Here is a 15,184-nt window from a genome sequence, read left to right as displayed (position 1 = left end):
GACAGAGCAGGCCGGTCCAAGGACGCGCAGCGCTCTGAAAACGTCCCTTTAGACCATTGCGCGCATAAGAGCCAGCCCGGCGATCACGGCGATTGCCGAAAGAACGACGCTCGAGCCCACATAAATCGCCGCCGTGACCGCTTCGCCGCGTTCCACCAGTGTGATGGCGTCCAGCGAGAAGGCGGAGAAGGTCGTATAGCCCCCGAGAAAGCCGGTGATCAGGAAGACGCGCATGTCCGCCGAGGCTCCGAACTTGCGGGCAATCGCCTCGGCAAGGACGCCTATGAAAAAGGACCCCGTGATGTTGACCGTCAGGGTTCCCCAGGGAAAGGACGGTCCGAAACTGCGCAGGGTCCACAAACCGACGAGGTAGCGGAGCACCGAACCGAGCGCGCCGCCGGCGGCAACAAGAAGAATATGGGTCATAAAAAGGGCATAGCCGAAACGGTCGTGGCTGAAAAGTCTGGGACCATTCCGGCGCAGAGTGGATCGAGAGGCAGGCCGAATGAAAAACGATTCCTTAACAGGCGACCGCTAATATAGGCCCGTTGAACGACCACTTTCCAGCGGACCTTGCATGACGAAGCAGAAGATCAATTTCACCCATTACGACCTGAAGGCCCAGCGCGCCGGCGTCACCATCGAGATCGCCCTGTCGGTGGTCGCAAACGTCCGGCTGATGTCGGAGAGCAATTTCACGCTCTACAAGCAGGGCTTGAAGCATCAGTTCGTCGGCGGCGTCGCCCGCAAGTCGCCGATCCGGCTGGTCATTCCGCAAAATGGCCACTGGCATGTCGTCATCGATATGGAAGGTCATCATGGCCAGTGCGAATCGAGCATTCGTGTCGTGGAGCCGGCAGCGGCGCCGCGCTTCCAGTCGGCGTCCTGATTTCGAAAGAAACCGCGCCGTATCAATGACGCGGGCAGACTGCTGACAAATCCCCGAGCCGATTGCTTAAGGACGTGGCAGCCCCACTCTCCCTCATCCTCGCCCTTGTGGCGGGGATCCAGCGACCCGACGTCCGTCGGGTCAAAAGACTCTTTCAGCCCAAGCACTTGGGCTCGCTGGATTCCCGTGACAAGCACGGGAAAGACGGAGAGGATGGTGGCTCCGCAGGTCCCAAATGACGTCCAAGATCGGGGAAGGTGACTTTGTCAGCAATCTGACCGCGCCGTACGAACGACGCGGTTTCACCATTCTCTTGCCTGAACTTCAGCCGAGCCGTTCGGCATGCCATTTCAGGTGATCGTCCATGAAGGTCGAGATGAAATAGTAGGAATGGTCGTAGCGCTCGTGCATGCGCAACGTCACGTCGATGCCGGTCCCCTCGATGGCGTTCTCGAACAGCCAGGGCCGTAAACCCTTTTCCAGAAAACTGTCCGCCTTGCCCTGATCGATCAGGAATTCCGGGAAACGCGCGCCATCTTCAACGAGAGCGCAGGCGTCGTACTGGCGCCAGGCCGCCTTGTCCGCGCCGAGATATTTTTCAAAGGCACCGACCGACCAGTCGGCCGTCGATGGCTCGACGATCGGGGCGAAGGCCGAGCAGCTCCTGAAGCGGCCGGGATTTTTGAGCGCGATGGTCATGGCGCCGTGTCCGCCCATCGAATGGCCGAAAATGCCCTGACGTGCCATATCGACACGGAAATGCTGCGCGACAAAGGCCGGCAGTTCCTCGGTGATGTAGCTGTACATCTGGTAATGCTCGGCCCAGGGTGCTTCGGTCGCATCGAGATAGAAGCCGGCGCCCTTGCCCATCTGCCAGTTTGTCAGTTCGTCGGGAACGTCGTTGCCGCGCGGGCTGGTATCCGGGCAGACGATGATCAGGCCGAGTTCTGCGGCCATCCGGCGATATTCGCCCTTTTCCATGACGTTGGCATGCGTGCAGGTGAGACCGGACAAATACCAGACGACCGGGCAGGGCGTTGTAATCGCCTGCGGCGGCACGAAGACCGCAAAGGTCATTTCCGTCTTGCAGGCAGCCGAATCATGGACAAACACGCCTTGCATGCCGCCAAAGGCGGTATTTTGGGACAGGACTTTCAAGCTGAGCTCCTTTGAAGCTGGAAACGGTGATTCTCGCTACCGCTGTTTGACGCGGCGGCAAAGCCTGTCCAGTGTTTCGAGAAAGGCAGAGCGGTCACGCGGCGAAAAGGCGGCGTTGTAGCCCTTGCTTTCGCCGGTCTCGCGCAGATGGGCGCCGAGATCGCGCATGGCGGTCGCCATGCCGATATTGGACTTGTCGAAGATGCGGCCGGTCGGGCCGGTCACCTGCGCGCCGGCGGCGACGCAGCGGCCGGCGAGCGGCACGTCTGCGGTGATAACGATATCACCCTCATGCGCCCGTTCGGCGATCCAGTCGTCAGCCGCGTCGAAGCCGGTGGAAACGATGACATTGCGCACCATCGGATCGCGCGAGGGACGAAGACCGGAATTGGCGACCAGCACGACGGGCAGGCCGTGGCGTTCGGCGACCTTCAGGATTTCAGGCTTGACCGGGCAAGCATCGGCATCGACATAGATGGTGCTGGGGCAGGCGGGTTCATCCGACATGGCCGTCATCGATCCGCTTTCGTCACCGAATTACTCATCGGCTTCATGGCGTTGCTCGCGAGCATCTTCGGCAGGTCGATCGAGCGGGTGGTGACGGAGTAGGTGTCGCCACTGCGACCGATGGCCACGGTGCCGGTATATTCGCCGCCATTATCGGGATTGACGCCGACCACGTCATAGGCAGGGCTATCGCATATGGAAAAAGACCCCCTCTGGCCTGTCGGCCATCTCCCCCACAAGGGGGGAGAGACCCAGCCGCCGGCCCTCGTTTCAGACCACGGATCGGGCGGCGGGTTAAGCCCCTCCCCCTTGTGGGGAGGGGTTGGGGAGGGGACTTTTCCATAGGCAATAGCCCTGACGTCATAGGTGTCGACAGGATCAGTCAGCACAGGGGTGGAAAGGGCAGGCGTCAAGCACAGGCCGGCAATGCCAAAGTTTTGTCCGTTCATTCCACCCCTCGTATCATCACTTCTTCCGGAACCACTTTTCCGATGTCGCCTTGGTCGTGCCGCCATAGGTCCAGACACCTTCCCAATGGCCGTCCGGCTGCTCGAAATACATGGCGATGCCGGACGTGTCCTGTGCCACGTACCCCACCGACAGGGCAATGTCATCCGCGGATGCGACACCCATTTCGAAGCGCGTTTCGCTGACGAATTTTGCGCCAAGTCCGGTGCCGGTGATCTTGCTGTCGCCGATCGTCCAGGTGACATTGTAGGTTTCACCGGTCCGTTTCACTTCCGCGGTTCCCTTGTATTCGGTGCCGCTGTTGGGATTGGTGCCGACGACATCATAGGTTCCGACCGGATCGGCCATGGCAGACATCGGTGTGAGTGCCAGCAGGGCTGCGACCGTCAGGCAACGTATCAACATAACAGATCTCCTCGATATGGGCGATTGCCGCGCCCTTTGCCGGGCGCGGCGCTGTTATGATTGTTAAGCCTGGTGCCTTCCGAAATCGAACTCGATTTTTGGGGTGATCAATACACCACCACACTGCGAATACTTTCGCCGCGATGCATGAGGTCGAAACCCTTGTTGATGTCCTCGAGCGGCATCGTATGGGTGATCATCGGGTCGATCTGGATCTTGCCCTGCATGTACCAGTCGACGATCTTCGGCACGTCGGTGCGGCCGCGCGCGCCGCCAAACGCCGTGCCCATCCAGTTGCGGCCGGTGACGAGTTGGAACGGGCGGGTCGAGATTTCCTGGCCGGCGCCGGCAACGCCGATGATCACCGACTTGCCCCAGCCGCGATGCGAGCTTTCGAGCGCCTGGCGCATCACCTTGGTGTTGCCGGTGCAGTCGAACGTATAGTCTGCGCCGCCGATCGTGTCGCCGTTGCGCTTGGTCAGGTTGACGAGATAGGGCACGATGTCGTCGCCGACGTCCTTCGGATTGACGAAATGCGTCATGCCGAACTTCTCGCCCCAGGCCTTGCGGTCATTGTTGATGTCGACGCCGATGATCATGTCGGCGCCGGCCAGGCGCAGGCCCTGCAGCACGTTCAAGCCGATGCCGCCGAGCCCGAAGACGATCGCCGTCGAGCCGACCTCGACCTTGGCGGTGTTGATGACGGCGCCGATGCCGGTCGTCACGCCGCAGCCGATATAGCAGATCTTGTCGAACGGGGCGTCGGGATTGACCTTGGCGAGCGCGATCTCCGGCAGCACGGTGAAATTGGCGAAGGTCGAGCAGCCCATGTAATGGAAGATCTTGTCCTTGCCGATCGAAAACCGGCTCGTGCCGTCCGGCATCAGGCCCTGGCCCTGGGTCGCGCGGATCGAAGTGCAGAGGTTGGTCTTGCGCGACAGGCAGGAATAGCATTCGCGGCATTCGGGCGTGTAGAGCGGGATGACATGATCGCCCTTCTTCAGCGAGGTAACGCCCGGCCCGACATCGACGACGATGCCGGCGCCCTCATGGCCGAGGATGGCCGGAAACAGGCCTTCCGGATCGGCGCCCGACAGCGTGAACTCGTCCGTATGGCAGATTCCGGTCGCCTTCACCTCGACCAGCACCTCGCCGGCGCGTGGACCATCCAGCTGAACGGTCATGATCTCCAACGGCTTGCCAGCGGCAACCGCAACGGCGGCGCGTACGTCCATGATGTGTCTCCCTCAAATGATTTTGGCGCCACAATCGCAGACTAGCCGGCGGCGCTCAAGACGGAATTGGTGTGGAATCGAATGGTGATTTACTGAATGTCCTGTAGGACGCGGTTGAGCTCCATCTCAAGGGCGCAGATGGCTTTTCCTGTCTGTTCGTGCAATTTCTTCACTTGCGCCAATTGGTCGCGAAGCTGCCCGGTGAGCGTGTTCGAGAGATCGTCCTTCGGCGCCTCACCAAGCCCGGCGATCAGCCAGGCCGGCGTGACGCCGAGCATGCCGGCGAGCATGAACAGGCGGTTGGTGCGCGGCTCCGAGCGATCGCGCTCCCAGGCGGAGATCGTGTCGGTCCTGACCCCCAGCCGGTCGGCGAGATCCTTGGCCGAGAGACCCATCGCATCGCGGGCGCGCCAGATGCGGCCTCCGAGCGTGTCGTTATCGGCGGGCCGCCGCAGCATCGCCATCACTTGATCTGTCGACAAACGCATCTGTCTCTCCCTGCGCCTGGTGGCCGGAACGATCCTGTCTGCACTGACCGCAAGGCGCGGCGGTCGCATCGCAAGTGCGTCAGCTTACAGCGCGGATCGGCAAGGCGAACATCCTCCAACGGCAAAAAATGTCGCCAAGACGCACCTTCACAATTCAAGTCGGCTTTCTGAATCAGATTGTCGGAAAAGTCCGGCATGTGGTTGAAAGCGTTAAAAAACGCTCTAAGGTTCCGCTTGCCCTCCCAAGGAAATATTCTCGTGAACAGCCCGTCATCCTCCGCCCGCGTGCCCGCCAACACGGTTCTGCAAGGTCTCGCGATCATGCTCGTCGCCATGATCATTCTGCCCTGCATGGATGCGATCGCCAAATACATGGCCGTCTATGAAGGCATGTCGCCGGGGCAGGTGACCTTCTACCGCTTCTTCTTCCAGCTCGTTTCCGTGCTGCCGCTGCTGTTGACAACCGGCGGCCTGCGCGCGCTGAAGCCGCAGCGTCTCTGGTTCAATCTGCTGCGCGGGGTTCTTCTGGCGGCTGCCGCGCTTCTGTTCTTCGTCTCGGTCAAATATATGCCGCTGGCGGATGTCTTCGCCATTTATTTCGTTGAGCCCTTCATCCTCACCTGCCTCTCGGCGTTGATATTGCGCGAAAAGGTCGGCTGGCGGCGATGGACCGCAATCGTCGTCGGTTTCGGCGGCGCGATGATCGTCATTCAGCCGAGCTTCGAACTGTTCGGCCTGACATCGCTGCTGCCGATCGGCTGCGCCTTCCTGTTCGCCTGTTATCTCCTGATGAACCGGGCGCTTGGCAATGCCGATACCCCGATGACCATGCAGATCATCGCCGGCATCGGCGGTTCACTGTTCATGGTTCTGGCGATAGCCATCGGCTATTCCATGGGCTCGGTGGATTTCGTGCCGTCGCTGCCGACCTCGACACTGGGCTGGGTCCTTGTGGTCGCGCTCGGGACGATTTCGGGCTACGGTCATCTTCTCGTCGTCAAGGCGTTCCAGGCCGCGCCGGTGTCCCTGCTGGCGCCCTTCCACTATTTCGAGATCATCACCGGCACGGCGCTCGGCTTCCTGATCTTCAACGAGTTTCCGACCGCATCGAAATGGGTCGGCATCGCCATTATCGTCGGCTCCGGCCTTTTCATGATCTGGCGGGAGCGCCGCGCCGCGCTTCTAAATTCCGAGGTCGGATAAGGCGGGGCGTTTTAAAGGTAAAAATTGAATGAATCTGGCAAGCCGCTGCTAAGACTCAATCTTTCCGGATTGGAAACGGCTTGGTCCTACCCTTGTCTCCAGTTTCATGAGGAAACGGGAGGAAACGATGGGAGAACTTCGTCTTTCTTATCCGGCATGCGTGATCGCCGGGAAAATGCGCCTGACGGCCGAGGATATCGACATTCTGCGCGAGCATGTCTTCGTCCAGGGGCTGACCTCGTCGCAGGACGCCATGATCCTTCTCGCGATCAACACATCCTGCGGCGAGAAATGCCCCGAATGGCATCACTATTTCATCGACACCATGACGAATTTCATCGTCCGCACCTGCTATCCGCAGGGCGCCATGGATGAATGGAACGCCGACTGGCTGATCGCGATGATCTCGACGCGTGGCGTGGTCAATTCGCGCATCGAACTCGACCTTTTGTTCCACATCGTCGATATCTCCAGCCACATTCCCGACAGTCTTTCGATCTTCGCGCTGGAACAGATCCGCCTGGCGATGACCGAGGATATCGGCATCTGGGCGAGCCTGCGCGGCAGCCGGCAACATGGCTTGCAGGTGGCCGATATCCATCTGATCAGCCGCGTCATGAGCGCGATCGCCCGCTCGCGCGGCGCTGACCTGAGCGAGCGGGAACGGCGCATGCTGCACCAGATCGGTATCATGACCGGCGTGCCCAGCGAGCACGCCGTCGCCGCATGATGCCGCTGCGCGGCCGGTGGCCCACGACATCCGGCCTCCGGCACGATTTGTTCATGCTCTGCGGTTAGCGTTCCGCCGACGACAGTGGAGAACGCACATGACGACGCACCTATCGGCGATCGTGCTTCTGGTCATCAATATCGGCCTGCTCTGGCTGCTGATGGCAGCGCCGCTCGGTCTGCGCACACTGCGGGCGCGCGCTCTCTTGTCCGCGCCCGCCGAAAAGGTGTGGAGCGCCGTGTCGCCGCTGGGCTCGGCTGCCGATTGGCATCATTCCGTGTTGACGAGCCAAATCCTGCCCGGTGCCGAAAATCACGTCCGCCAGACTTTCACGCATCTCGATCGGCACGGCCAGCCGATCGTTCGGACATTCGAGATTGCGGCGGAGGAAAGCGGATACGGCTACACGTCCCGTGTCCTCGATGACAGCGCCCTCGACGCGTCCTTCTGGAAGGATTTTCGCGAGATGCGCCGTCTCGACGATTTCGGTGACACTGTGGAACTGACGATCGAGCAGACCGACCGATATCGCGGCTTTGCCTTCCTGATCTTCCGCTTCTTCGCCCTGCGCCGTGAGGTCAGCGCCCTCAGGCAATGGCTTGCGACAGGCGAGAGCAAGCCGGTGCGCGCCGGCTTCGAACATCCTGCCGTCCAGTGTGGCCTTGCCGTCCTGTCGACGCTGCTGCTGTGGCCCTTCTTCGGGCTCGACAGCAGCGGGCTGATGCTGTCGGCGCTGCTGACGCTGGTCATCGTCCTGCACGAACTCGGCCATATGGCCGCCTACCGCGCCTTCGGTCATAAGACGGTACGGATGATCTTCGTGCCTCTGCTGGGTGGCGTCGCCATCGGCGGACGGCCGTATAATTCGCTGTTCGAGGTGGCGACCTGCGCGTTGATGGGGGCAGGCATGTCGGCCTTCTTCATTCCCATGGCGATTGCCCTGCACGAGGCGGGCGGGCAGGGTCTGCTCGGTTTCGTCTCCGGGCCGACGATCCTGATCTTCCTCCTGATCCTCGGCGCTTTCAACCTGCTCAATCTTCTGCCGATGAACCGTTTCGACGGCGGCCAGGTGCTTCGCCAGGTGTTCCGCTCGCGGCTCAGCCTGACCGTCGGCAGTTTCCTGGTGACGCTGGTCATCCTGGGTGTCGGCTGGCGCATCGGCGTGTCGTCGCAGGCACTGGTTGCCGGCCTTGCCGTCTTTGCGCTGCTCAGTCTGATGGGCAAGGGCGGCGTCAAGCCGCGCCATCAACTGGACGAGATGACCGGCGGCCAGCGCATTTTCAGTGGCTTCGGCCTCTATGCAGCCCTCGTGCTGCACAGCTATGCCATCGTCTACGCGACGGACCGGCTGTTTTCCTGAACGGGAAGCACCTCGGTTACCGTCGGACCAAAAATCTGCTCGAAGGCCTGGCGCAGCTTGATATCCACGTCCGTCATCATCACCGGCAGACCGAGATCGACCAGGCTGGTCACACCATAGCCACGGATGCCGCAGGGCACGATGCCGCCGAAATGATCGAGATCCGGATCGACATTCAGCGACATGCCGTGAAAGCTCACCCATTTGCGCAGCCGGATGCCGATGGCGGCAATCTTGTCCTCGGCCGTCGAGCCATCGGCAAGGGCAGGGCGCTCCGGCCGCCGTACCCAGACGCCGACCCGGTCTTCGCGGCGCTCGCCCTTCACGTTCATGCTCGCCAGCGTCTCGATCGCGAGCTCCTCGATTGCGGCGACGTAGGCGCGCACGTCCTGCCGGCGCCGCTTCAGGTCGAGCATGACATAGACGACCCGTTGCCCGGGGCCATGATAGGTGTATTCGCCGCCACGGCCGGTCTTGTGGACCGGGAATCGGTCGGGCATCACCAGATCGGCGGAATCGGCGCTGGTGCCGGCGGTATAGAGCGGCGGATGCTCGACAAGCCAGACGAGTTCGTTCGCTTCTCCGGCCGAAATCGCCGCGACCTCGCGCTCCATGGTTTCGATCGCACCATCGTAATCGACGAGGGAGGAGGCGATTCTCCAGCGCACCGGCGGACAGTCGGGTTCGGCAAGGAATGTTTTTTCAAGGCTTTCGCGTTGCATCGCGCGGCAAATCCAGTTGCGTTTGTTTTTAAATGGTACGCAAAGGCCCAAGAGTCCAGCATTCTCAAAGGGTCCGTATCGGCCCTGTTGAAATAGTTCATCCGACCGACAACTTTCTGTCATCATGCCCTTGTGCCCCCCAAATGCTTTTGCTACATGCAGCCCCGCCGGAGCAATTCGGCGCTACCACGATGCGGTCGTGGCGGAATTGGTAGACGCGCAGCGTTGAGGTCGCTGTGGGGCAACCCGTGGAAGTTCGAGTCTTCTCGACCGCACCAAGAACCCGGCTTTCAGCCGGGTTTTTTGTTATGTCGATAAATAAACCTCCACCTACGGTGGAGGACTGGACGAGTTCTACACTGTAGTTGAGAGACCTCCTGCTTGAACCACTGGGATGGCCCAGATTTCGAACAAGGAGGTTATATGGATGAAAAGACGCTCTCGCATGCGACGTGGGACTGTAAGTATCACGTTGTTTTTGGCAGCAAATACCGGACGAAAAGACTCTACGGGGACGTACGGCGTGAATTGGGGGAACTCTTGCGTCGTCTGGCGCAGCAAAAGGGTTGCCAAATCGAGGAGGGTCATTTGATGCCCGACCACGTGCTGATCTCGATCCCGCCGAAATACTCAGTGGCGTATATTGTTGGCTTTCTGAAGGGCAAGACGGCTCTTTATGTTGCGAACAAATACGCGCGCAAGCGCCGCTATAAGGGATATCACTTTTGGGCACGCGGGTATTTCGTTTCGACGACGGGCTACAACGAGCAGGTCGTCAGACAATATATCCGCAATCAGGAAAAGGCCGACAAAGCTTCCGACTTTGCCGACCTCTTCAATCGTAGCTACTAAGCGCTAACAAAACCACTTCTAGTGGTTCAAGCGCAGCGTTTCAAACCTCCACCTTTGGTGGAGGTCATGACTTTGCCTTTTCAAACGGATAGGCCAAAGCGATCTGATTAGAGATTGGACACCGGTGTGGGTTTTGTCATTCGCCGAACGACCATCTCCCGTCCCTCCTGGTCATGAGAAACGCCCGACTTCGGTTCGATCACCCAGCCTTTTCCTGCCTGGCGAAGCGCTTTATCGCGCGGTCTCGTTTCAGACGTGACAGGCGCTGCAGCCAGAACGTTCCATCAAGTTGGTCGATCTCGTGCTGGAGGCAGATGCAGAGGAGGCCATCGGCGTCTTCTTCCAAGGTATCTCCGGAGAGCGTCTGGTAACGCACGCGGATCGCGCGAGGACGCACCACGTCCTCGGTGATCCCCGGCATGGAGACGCTGCCCTCGACATGCGAGATCGTCTCCGTTGAGGACCGGATGATCCGAGGGTTCACATACGTCCGCACGCCCGAGGCGGCGTCGAGCTCGATCACCGTCAGCCGCTGCAGCACGCCGATATGCGGGGCGGTGATGCCGATGCCCGGTGCTGCCCGCATCGTATCGAGCAGGTCGGTGGCAAGGGCCGCAAGATCGGCGTCGAACCGTTCGACGGGGGCTGCCGGCTTCTGCAGTCGCGCATCGGGAAACCGCAGGATCGTTCGTATCGGCAAGGGCTGGCTCCAGCAATTCTGATGTCTCAAGAGCTATACAATTCACATGATTTTGCAACAGCTTGGGCAAAAGTGCAGGGGCCGGCCGTCGGCGTATGAAACCGCCTGTGGACCTCATCCGTTTGTTGGGTTAGCACAGGTGTGCGGCTCGCTTCTTCAGTTCGCCGTGGCCACCGGTCTATCACATCGCCTTCCTGCTCCAGCCCGGCTTCTGACCGGTCTTTCGGATGGCTGACATTCTCTTGAGGGCGGGCACATGAGCGGAACCGGCGAACAGGAAAATGAGCGCAGGGTCGTGGAAGACGACGCCTACAACGGCTCCGACATCTACGCAGAAGACGGCTCGGTCCGCTCCGATTACCTGATGCATGTCGGCGCGGCGATCGCCGACCGCGATCTCCTGTACCTGCGTCAGCACGTGGCCCGCCTGCATGCGTCCGAAATGGGTGACGTGCTCGAAGCGATCCAGCCCGAGCAGCGCCGTGCGCTCGTCTCCCTGCTCGGCGATGACTTCGATCTTTCGGCGCTGACGGAAGTCGACGAGGCAATCCGTCTCGATATTGTCGAGCACCTGCCGAACGAACAGATTGCCGCCGCACTCGGTGAGATGGATTCCGACGACGCGGTCTACATTCTGGAAGACCTCGATCAGGAGGATCAGGAAGAGATCCTGTCGAAGCTGTCCTTCACGGAACGGGTTCGATTGCGGCGTTCGCTGGATTATCCGGAAAGCACGGCGGGCCGCCGTATGCAGACGGAGTTCGTGGCGGTGCCGCCGTTCTGGACCGTCGGACAAACGATCGACTACATGCGCGAGGACGACGATCTTCCGGAAAGCTTCACCCAGATCTTCGTCATCGACCCGACCTTCAAGCTTTTGGGCGCGCTCGATCTCGACCGCCTCTTGCGTTCCAAGCGCTCGGTGAAGATCGAGACCATCATGCGCGAGACCAATCATCCGGTGCCGGCCGAGATGGACCAGGAAGAGGCGGCCCAGCTTTTCGAGCAGTACGACCTTCTCTCCGCTGCCGTGGTCGACGAGAACAACCGGCTGGTCGGCGTACTGACCATCGACGACGTCGTCGATGTCATCCAGGAAGAGGCGGAAGAAGACCTGATGCGCCTCGGCGGTGTCGGCGACGAAGAACTGTCCGACTCGATCATCGATGCCTCCCGCTCGCGCGTCGTCTGGTTGCTGGTCAATTTGCTGACGGCCTTCCTGGCCGCCTCTGTCATCAGCCTTTTCGATGCCACGATCCAGCAGATCGTGGCGCTCGCTGTGCTGATGCCGATTGTTGCCGGCATGGGCGGCAATGCCGGGTCGCAGACGATGACGGTCACCGTGCGCGCGCTTGCGACCCGCAATCTTGACATTCACAATGCCTTCCGCGTTATCCGCCGCGAGGCGGGCGTCGGGCTTTTGAACGGACTGCTGTTCGGCGTGTTGATCGGCATCGCCGCCGGCGCCTGGTTCCAGGACGTCAATATCGGTGGCATCATCGCAGTCGCCATGTTGATCAACATGATCGCCGCAGCGCTAGCCGGCATCATGATCCCGCTGCTGCTGGATCGGTTCGGCGCCGATCCGGCCGTGTCCTCGGCGGTTTTCGTGACGACGGTGACGGATGTGACCGGCTTTTTTGCCTTCCTTGGTCTCGCCACCTGGTGGTTTCACATCGGCATGAATTGATGTGAAAAATTTGACTTTTACGTCAAAGTCAATCAGAGTGAGCCTCAATATCGCAGCGGCATCGTTTCAGGCGAGGTGACCGGCGCGACAGTTTAGCCGCATTTTCATTTCCGTCGCTTCGCGGCGCATTGTGAAAGATGCGGCTCCAGGCGAGGCAGGCGTGAACAAGTATTATACCATTACCGAGTTGACACGGGAATTCGGGGTTTCGACCCGGACGCTGCGCTTCTACGAGGATGAGGGGCTGATCCATCCGGAACGGCGTGGCCGCACCCGGCTGTTCCGCTCGGCCGATCGGCGTCTGATCATGGAGATTCTGCGCGGTCGCCGTATCGGCTTCACCATCGCCGAAATCCGCGAAATCATTCAGGTCTACCGCGATCCGCCGGGCGAGGCTGGTCAATTGCGCCTGCTGATGAAGCGTGTCGAGGAAAAGCGCGACGATCTCAACCAGAAGCGCAAGGACATCGAGGAAACGCTTGAGGAGCTCAACAATGTCGAGGAAGCCTGCCTGACGCGGCTTGCTGAAATCGGCGTCGGTACCTGATCGGCGCAGCGCCCCTGGCGGAAATCCGGCGGCGGCGGCGTCATTGTTCATGCTCCATGCGACGGACGTGGTCCTTAGCAAACCCACTGCTGCATAATTCCTTAAACCGGAATCGGTTTAAGGATGAAATTATGCAGCAGGTATAAAGTGCTACAGCGAACCTGAGTGCGTCATATATGACGCACGGCGCTGTAGCGGCTGTCGTGCACGATAGTTCGGCGCTGCATAAAGGGTAGGTGGCCAGGGATGACCGTTTGATGATCGGCCTTTCTATTCCTTGGCCTGCGCATCCATGGTGCATTGGGTCTGGATCGTGAAGATGCGCTCGTCCGTGGCCACGTCGATCTGGCCGGCATTGAGTGGTTCCAACAGATTCTTGTTTGCAAGTTGCTTGACGGTGCAATCACAGAAGGCCGTGCAGAAGGCTTTGCTGTTGTCGGCCGCGCAGGCGGAAACGCAGCTTGCGTGCAATGGCGTTTCGGCGGGCAGCATCTGCGCGAACAGGGCGACACAGCCGAACAGCAGCGGCTGGTGTATGAGGTAGATCGGCAGGCTGTGGCGGCCGGCGGTGGCCAGGATGGTTTTCCAGCGCGCGCTGCCGTCGCTCCTGAGTTTGTCGAACCAGCCGAAGCGAAGTGCGATGCGCGCCACGGCGATGCCGGCAAGGAACGGCGCAAGCCAGGGCAGCAATGGCACGTAGTCGTTCGAGCGCGGCAGCGTCTGCGACAGGCCGACCCACCAGAGTGCCGGTGTGTCGAACACCGGTGAGCGGAGATACAAGGGCGCCGCGAAGACCGCAACCGCCACGATCAACGTCAAAACGGGAGGCAGTCGCAGGAAGAGAAGGCCGATCAGGCTGGCGGCGGCGATGGCGTGCAGGATGCCGAAGAAGATGAAGGCGTCCGGAAAGGCGAACCATGTGGCGATGGTGATGACCAGCGCCGCACCGGCGATCTTGGCGAAGCGGATGGCGAAGGAGCGGACGCGGATGACCGGGTAATGCCCGAGAACGAGGCTGAGCCCGGCCAGGAACAGGAAGGTGCCGGCTATCATCCGGGCATACATCTTGAATGCGCCGGTGCCGACCATCTGCGGATCGATATAGCCGAAGAAACCAAGATCCCAGGAGAAGTGATAGCTCGCCATGGCGATCAGCGCGACGCCGCGCAGCGCGTCGATCACCCAGAGCCGGCCGGGCCGCGCGGTTGTCGCTGGCGGCGCCGTCCCGTTGTCGTTTTCGGTGACTGCGTTGGTAATCGACATGGTTCAATCTTTTCCAATGGTGGCTTTATACCGCCGCGAGCTTGCGCCAGGCGCGACGAATCATCCGTGCTTGCGAGGATTTCAGGCGTTTGCGTTCTCAAGAAGAGCAGCGCGTGCTTCAGAGTAGAATTGCCGCCGCGCCAGCACGAAGATGACGAAGATGGTCAGGGCCATGAACACATAGGGGCTGACGAACCAGCCCAGATAGCCGATCGACAGGAAGATGCTGCGCAGCCCGGCATTGAAATTCTTGGCAGCGAGGATATTCACCTGGATGGCCCGTTCCGCCGCCCGCTCGGCACCGGCGCGGTCATGCACCATGTCCGACATCATCGGAATGCCGCCCATCAGGATCGAGCAGTAGTTGAACAGCCGGTAGGACCAGGCGAACTTGAAGAACGAATAGGCGAACAGGCAGGCAAGTCCGCCGACCTTCAGTTCGAAACTGCTGCGCCCGCCATGGAAAACGTAGGGCAGATCGTTCATGATCGACTGAACCTGGTCTGTGGCACCGAGCAGCGCGAAACAGCCGCCGAGTGCGAAGATGGTCGTCGAGGCGAAGAAGGCCGTGCCCGCCTGCAACCCCGCAACGATCTGGCTGTCGATCATCTTGAGGTCGCGCGTCAGCGAATTGAGGATCCAGCGGCGGCGGTGAGTCATCATCAGCCGCGTCAGGCTGACGCGTTTAAGCTGCAGCTTGCCGTCGGTCGCCCAATTATAGCCGGTCCACAGGAGCGCGAAAACCGCCAGTGCAATATAGTCGGTGAGTGTCATGCGTCTTTTTTACATGGTTTGCCAAAATTGCAAGGCATCGCGAAAGTTTGCGAAGGCTCTTGAAATCCGGCGCTGGCCGTGACGACTTATGAGGCAGGTACCGGTATCCCGGCCGCAGGACGGTATTCGTGTCGCATGCGCGTGACCGGATGTCGGTTGATCGCCTGATGGTGAGCGCGGTATGGCCTAGTTT

General features: G+C 60.5%; 18 protein-coding genes and 1 tRNA gene. 8 read left to right on the top strand and 11 right to left on the bottom strand.

What is annotated here, in order from left to right:
• Nucleotides 1-48: 48 nt before the first annotated feature.
• Nucleotides 49-426: a fluoride efflux transporter CrcB gene (gene crcB / locus ACST81_RS15130; protein WP_438748920.1), complete on the bottom strand. Its 378-nt coding sequence runs from the start codon at nt 424-426 to the stop codon at nt 49-51.
• Between the two features lie 151 nt (nt 427-577).
• On the opposite strand from crcB, the gene ACST81_RS15125 reads away from it, so the two are divergent.
• Nucleotides 578-889, top strand: a complete 312-nt coding sequence (locus ACST81_RS15125) for a DUF1883 domain-containing protein (RefSeq protein WP_438748918.1) — start codon at nt 578-580, stop codon at nt 887-889.
• A 324-nt stretch (nt 890-1,213) separates the two neighbouring features.
• On the opposite strand, the gene fghA is transcribed toward ACST81_RS15125, so the two are convergent.
• From fghA to ACST81_RS15095, 6 genes are all read right to left on the bottom strand, one after another.
• Complete coding sequence (gene fghA, locus ACST81_RS15120) at nt 1,214-2,047, bottom strand: S-formylglutathione hydrolase (protein WP_438748917.1); 834 nt, start codon at nt 2,045-2,047, stop codon at nt 1,214-1,216.
• A gap of 36 nt (nt 2,048-2,083) precedes the next feature.
• Nucleotides 2,084-2,554, bottom strand: a complete 471-nt coding sequence (locus ACST81_RS15115; protein WP_438748915.1) for a YaiI/YqxD family protein — start codon at nt 2,552-2,554, stop codon at nt 2,084-2,086.
• Between the two features lie 5 nt (nt 2,555-2,559).
• Nucleotides 2,560-3,003, bottom strand: coding sequence for a hypothetical protein (locus ACST81_RS15110; RefSeq protein ID WP_438748914.1), 444 nt, complete (start codon nt 3,001-3,003; stop codon nt 2,560-2,562).
• Between the two features lie 16 nt (nt 3,004-3,019).
• Entirely contained in the window at nt 3,020-3,427 is a 408-nt protein-coding gene (locus ACST81_RS15105; protein WP_438748912.1) for a hypothetical protein, read from the bottom strand.
• Nucleotides 3,428-3,534: 107 nt separating this feature from the next.
• Complete coding sequence (locus ACST81_RS15100) at nt 3,535-4,662, bottom strand: S-(hydroxymethyl)glutathione dehydrogenase/class III alcohol dehydrogenase (protein WP_438748911.1); 1,128 nt, start codon at nt 4,660-4,662, stop codon at nt 3,535-3,537.
• A gap of 89 nt (nt 4,663-4,751) precedes the next feature.
• A complete protein-coding gene (locus ACST81_RS15095; protein WP_438748910.1) occupies nt 4,752-5,150 on the bottom strand; it encodes a helix-turn-helix domain-containing protein in 399 nt (132 codons plus the stop codon).
• Between the two features lie 321 nt (nt 5,151-5,471).
• On the opposite strand from ACST81_RS15095, the gene ACST81_RS15090 reads away from it, so the two are divergent.
• From ACST81_RS15090 to ACST81_RS15080, 3 genes are all read left to right on the top strand, one after another.
• Nucleotides 5,472-6,353, top strand: coding sequence for a DMT family transporter (locus ACST81_RS15090; protein WP_438753590.1), 882 nt, complete (start codon nt 5,472-5,474; stop codon nt 6,351-6,353).
• Nucleotides 6,354-6,480: 127 nt separating this feature from the next.
• Nucleotides 6,481-7,083 carry a hypothetical protein gene (locus ACST81_RS15085; RefSeq protein ID WP_438748909.1) on the top strand — a complete coding sequence of 201 codons (603 nt, stop codon included), beginning with the start codon at nt 6,481-6,483 and terminating at the stop codon, nt 7,081-7,083.
• A 97-nt stretch (nt 7,084-7,180) separates the two neighbouring features.
• Nucleotides 7,181-8,443: a hypothetical protein gene (locus tag ACST81_RS15080; RefSeq protein WP_438748907.1), complete on the top strand. Its 1,263-nt coding sequence runs from the start codon at nt 7,181-7,183 to the stop codon at nt 8,441-8,443.
• Here the strand turns inward: ACST81_RS15080 and lipB are convergent.
• The gene (gene lipB / locus ACST81_RS15075) at nt 8,416-9,165 is read right to left on the bottom strand and encodes a lipoyl(octanoyl) transferase LipB (RefSeq protein ID WP_438748906.1); all 750 of its coding nucleotides are present in this window, start codon (nt 9,163-9,165) and stop codon (nt 8,416-8,418) included. The two genes, ACST81_RS15080 and lipB, sit on opposite strands and share 28 nt — an antisense overlap.
• A gap of 193 nt (nt 9,166-9,358) precedes the next feature.
• Here lipB and ACST81_RS15070 point away from each other — a divergent pair.
• Nucleotides 9,359-9,443: transfer RNA gene (locus ACST81_RS15070), tRNA-Leu, on the top strand.
• Nucleotides 9,444-9,588: 145 nt separating this feature from the next.
• Nucleotides 9,589-10,017: an IS200/IS605 family transposase gene (gene tnpA / locus ACST81_RS15065; protein WP_438748904.1), complete on the top strand. Its 429-nt coding sequence runs from the start codon at nt 9,589-9,591 to the stop codon at nt 10,015-10,017.
• Nucleotides 10,018-10,216: 199 nt separating this feature from the next.
• Here tnpA and ACST81_RS15060 read toward each other — a convergent pair whose 3' ends face one another.
• Nucleotides 10,217-10,717, bottom strand: a complete 501-nt coding sequence (locus ACST81_RS15060; protein WP_438748902.1) for a peptide deformylase — start codon at nt 10,715-10,717, stop codon at nt 10,217-10,219.
• Nucleotides 10,718-10,973: 256 nt separating this feature from the next.
• Between ACST81_RS15060 and mgtE the strand changes: the two genes are divergently transcribed.
• Together mgtE and ACST81_RS15050 are read left to right on the top strand one after the other, a co-directional pair.
• Nucleotides 10,974-12,407: a magnesium transporter gene (gene mgtE / locus ACST81_RS15055; RefSeq protein ID WP_438748901.1), complete on the top strand. Its 1,434-nt coding sequence runs from the start codon at nt 10,974-10,976 to the stop codon at nt 12,405-12,407.
• A 160-nt stretch (nt 12,408-12,567) separates the two neighbouring features.
• Nucleotides 12,568-12,954, top strand: a complete 387-nt coding sequence (locus ACST81_RS15050) for a MerR family transcriptional regulator (protein ID WP_325465105.1) — start codon at nt 12,568-12,570, stop codon at nt 12,952-12,954.
• Between the two features lie 270 nt (nt 12,955-13,224).
• On the opposite strand, the gene ACST81_RS15045 is transcribed toward ACST81_RS15050, so the two are convergent.
• Nucleotides 13,225-14,217 (bottom strand): heparan-alpha-glucosaminide N-acetyltransferase, encoded by a 993-nt coding sequence (locus ACST81_RS15045; RefSeq protein ID WP_438748899.1) that lies wholly within the window; start codon nt 14,215-14,217, stop codon nt 13,225-13,227.
• An 81-nt stretch (nt 14,218-14,298) separates the two neighbouring features.
• Nucleotides 14,299-14,991, bottom strand: coding sequence for a DUF599 domain-containing protein (locus ACST81_RS15040; protein WP_438748897.1), 693 nt, complete (start codon nt 14,989-14,991; stop codon nt 14,299-14,301).
• Between the last annotated feature and the right edge of the window lie 193 nt (nt 14,992-15,184).

Source organism: Pararhizobium sp. O133, assembly GCF_051669845.1.
GTDB lineage: Bacteria > Pseudomonadota > Alphaproteobacteria > Rhizobiales > Rhizobiaceae > Pararhizobium.
Note: the sequence above shows the minus strand (reverse complement) of the source record. Positions and strands in the feature narration are given on the sequence as shown.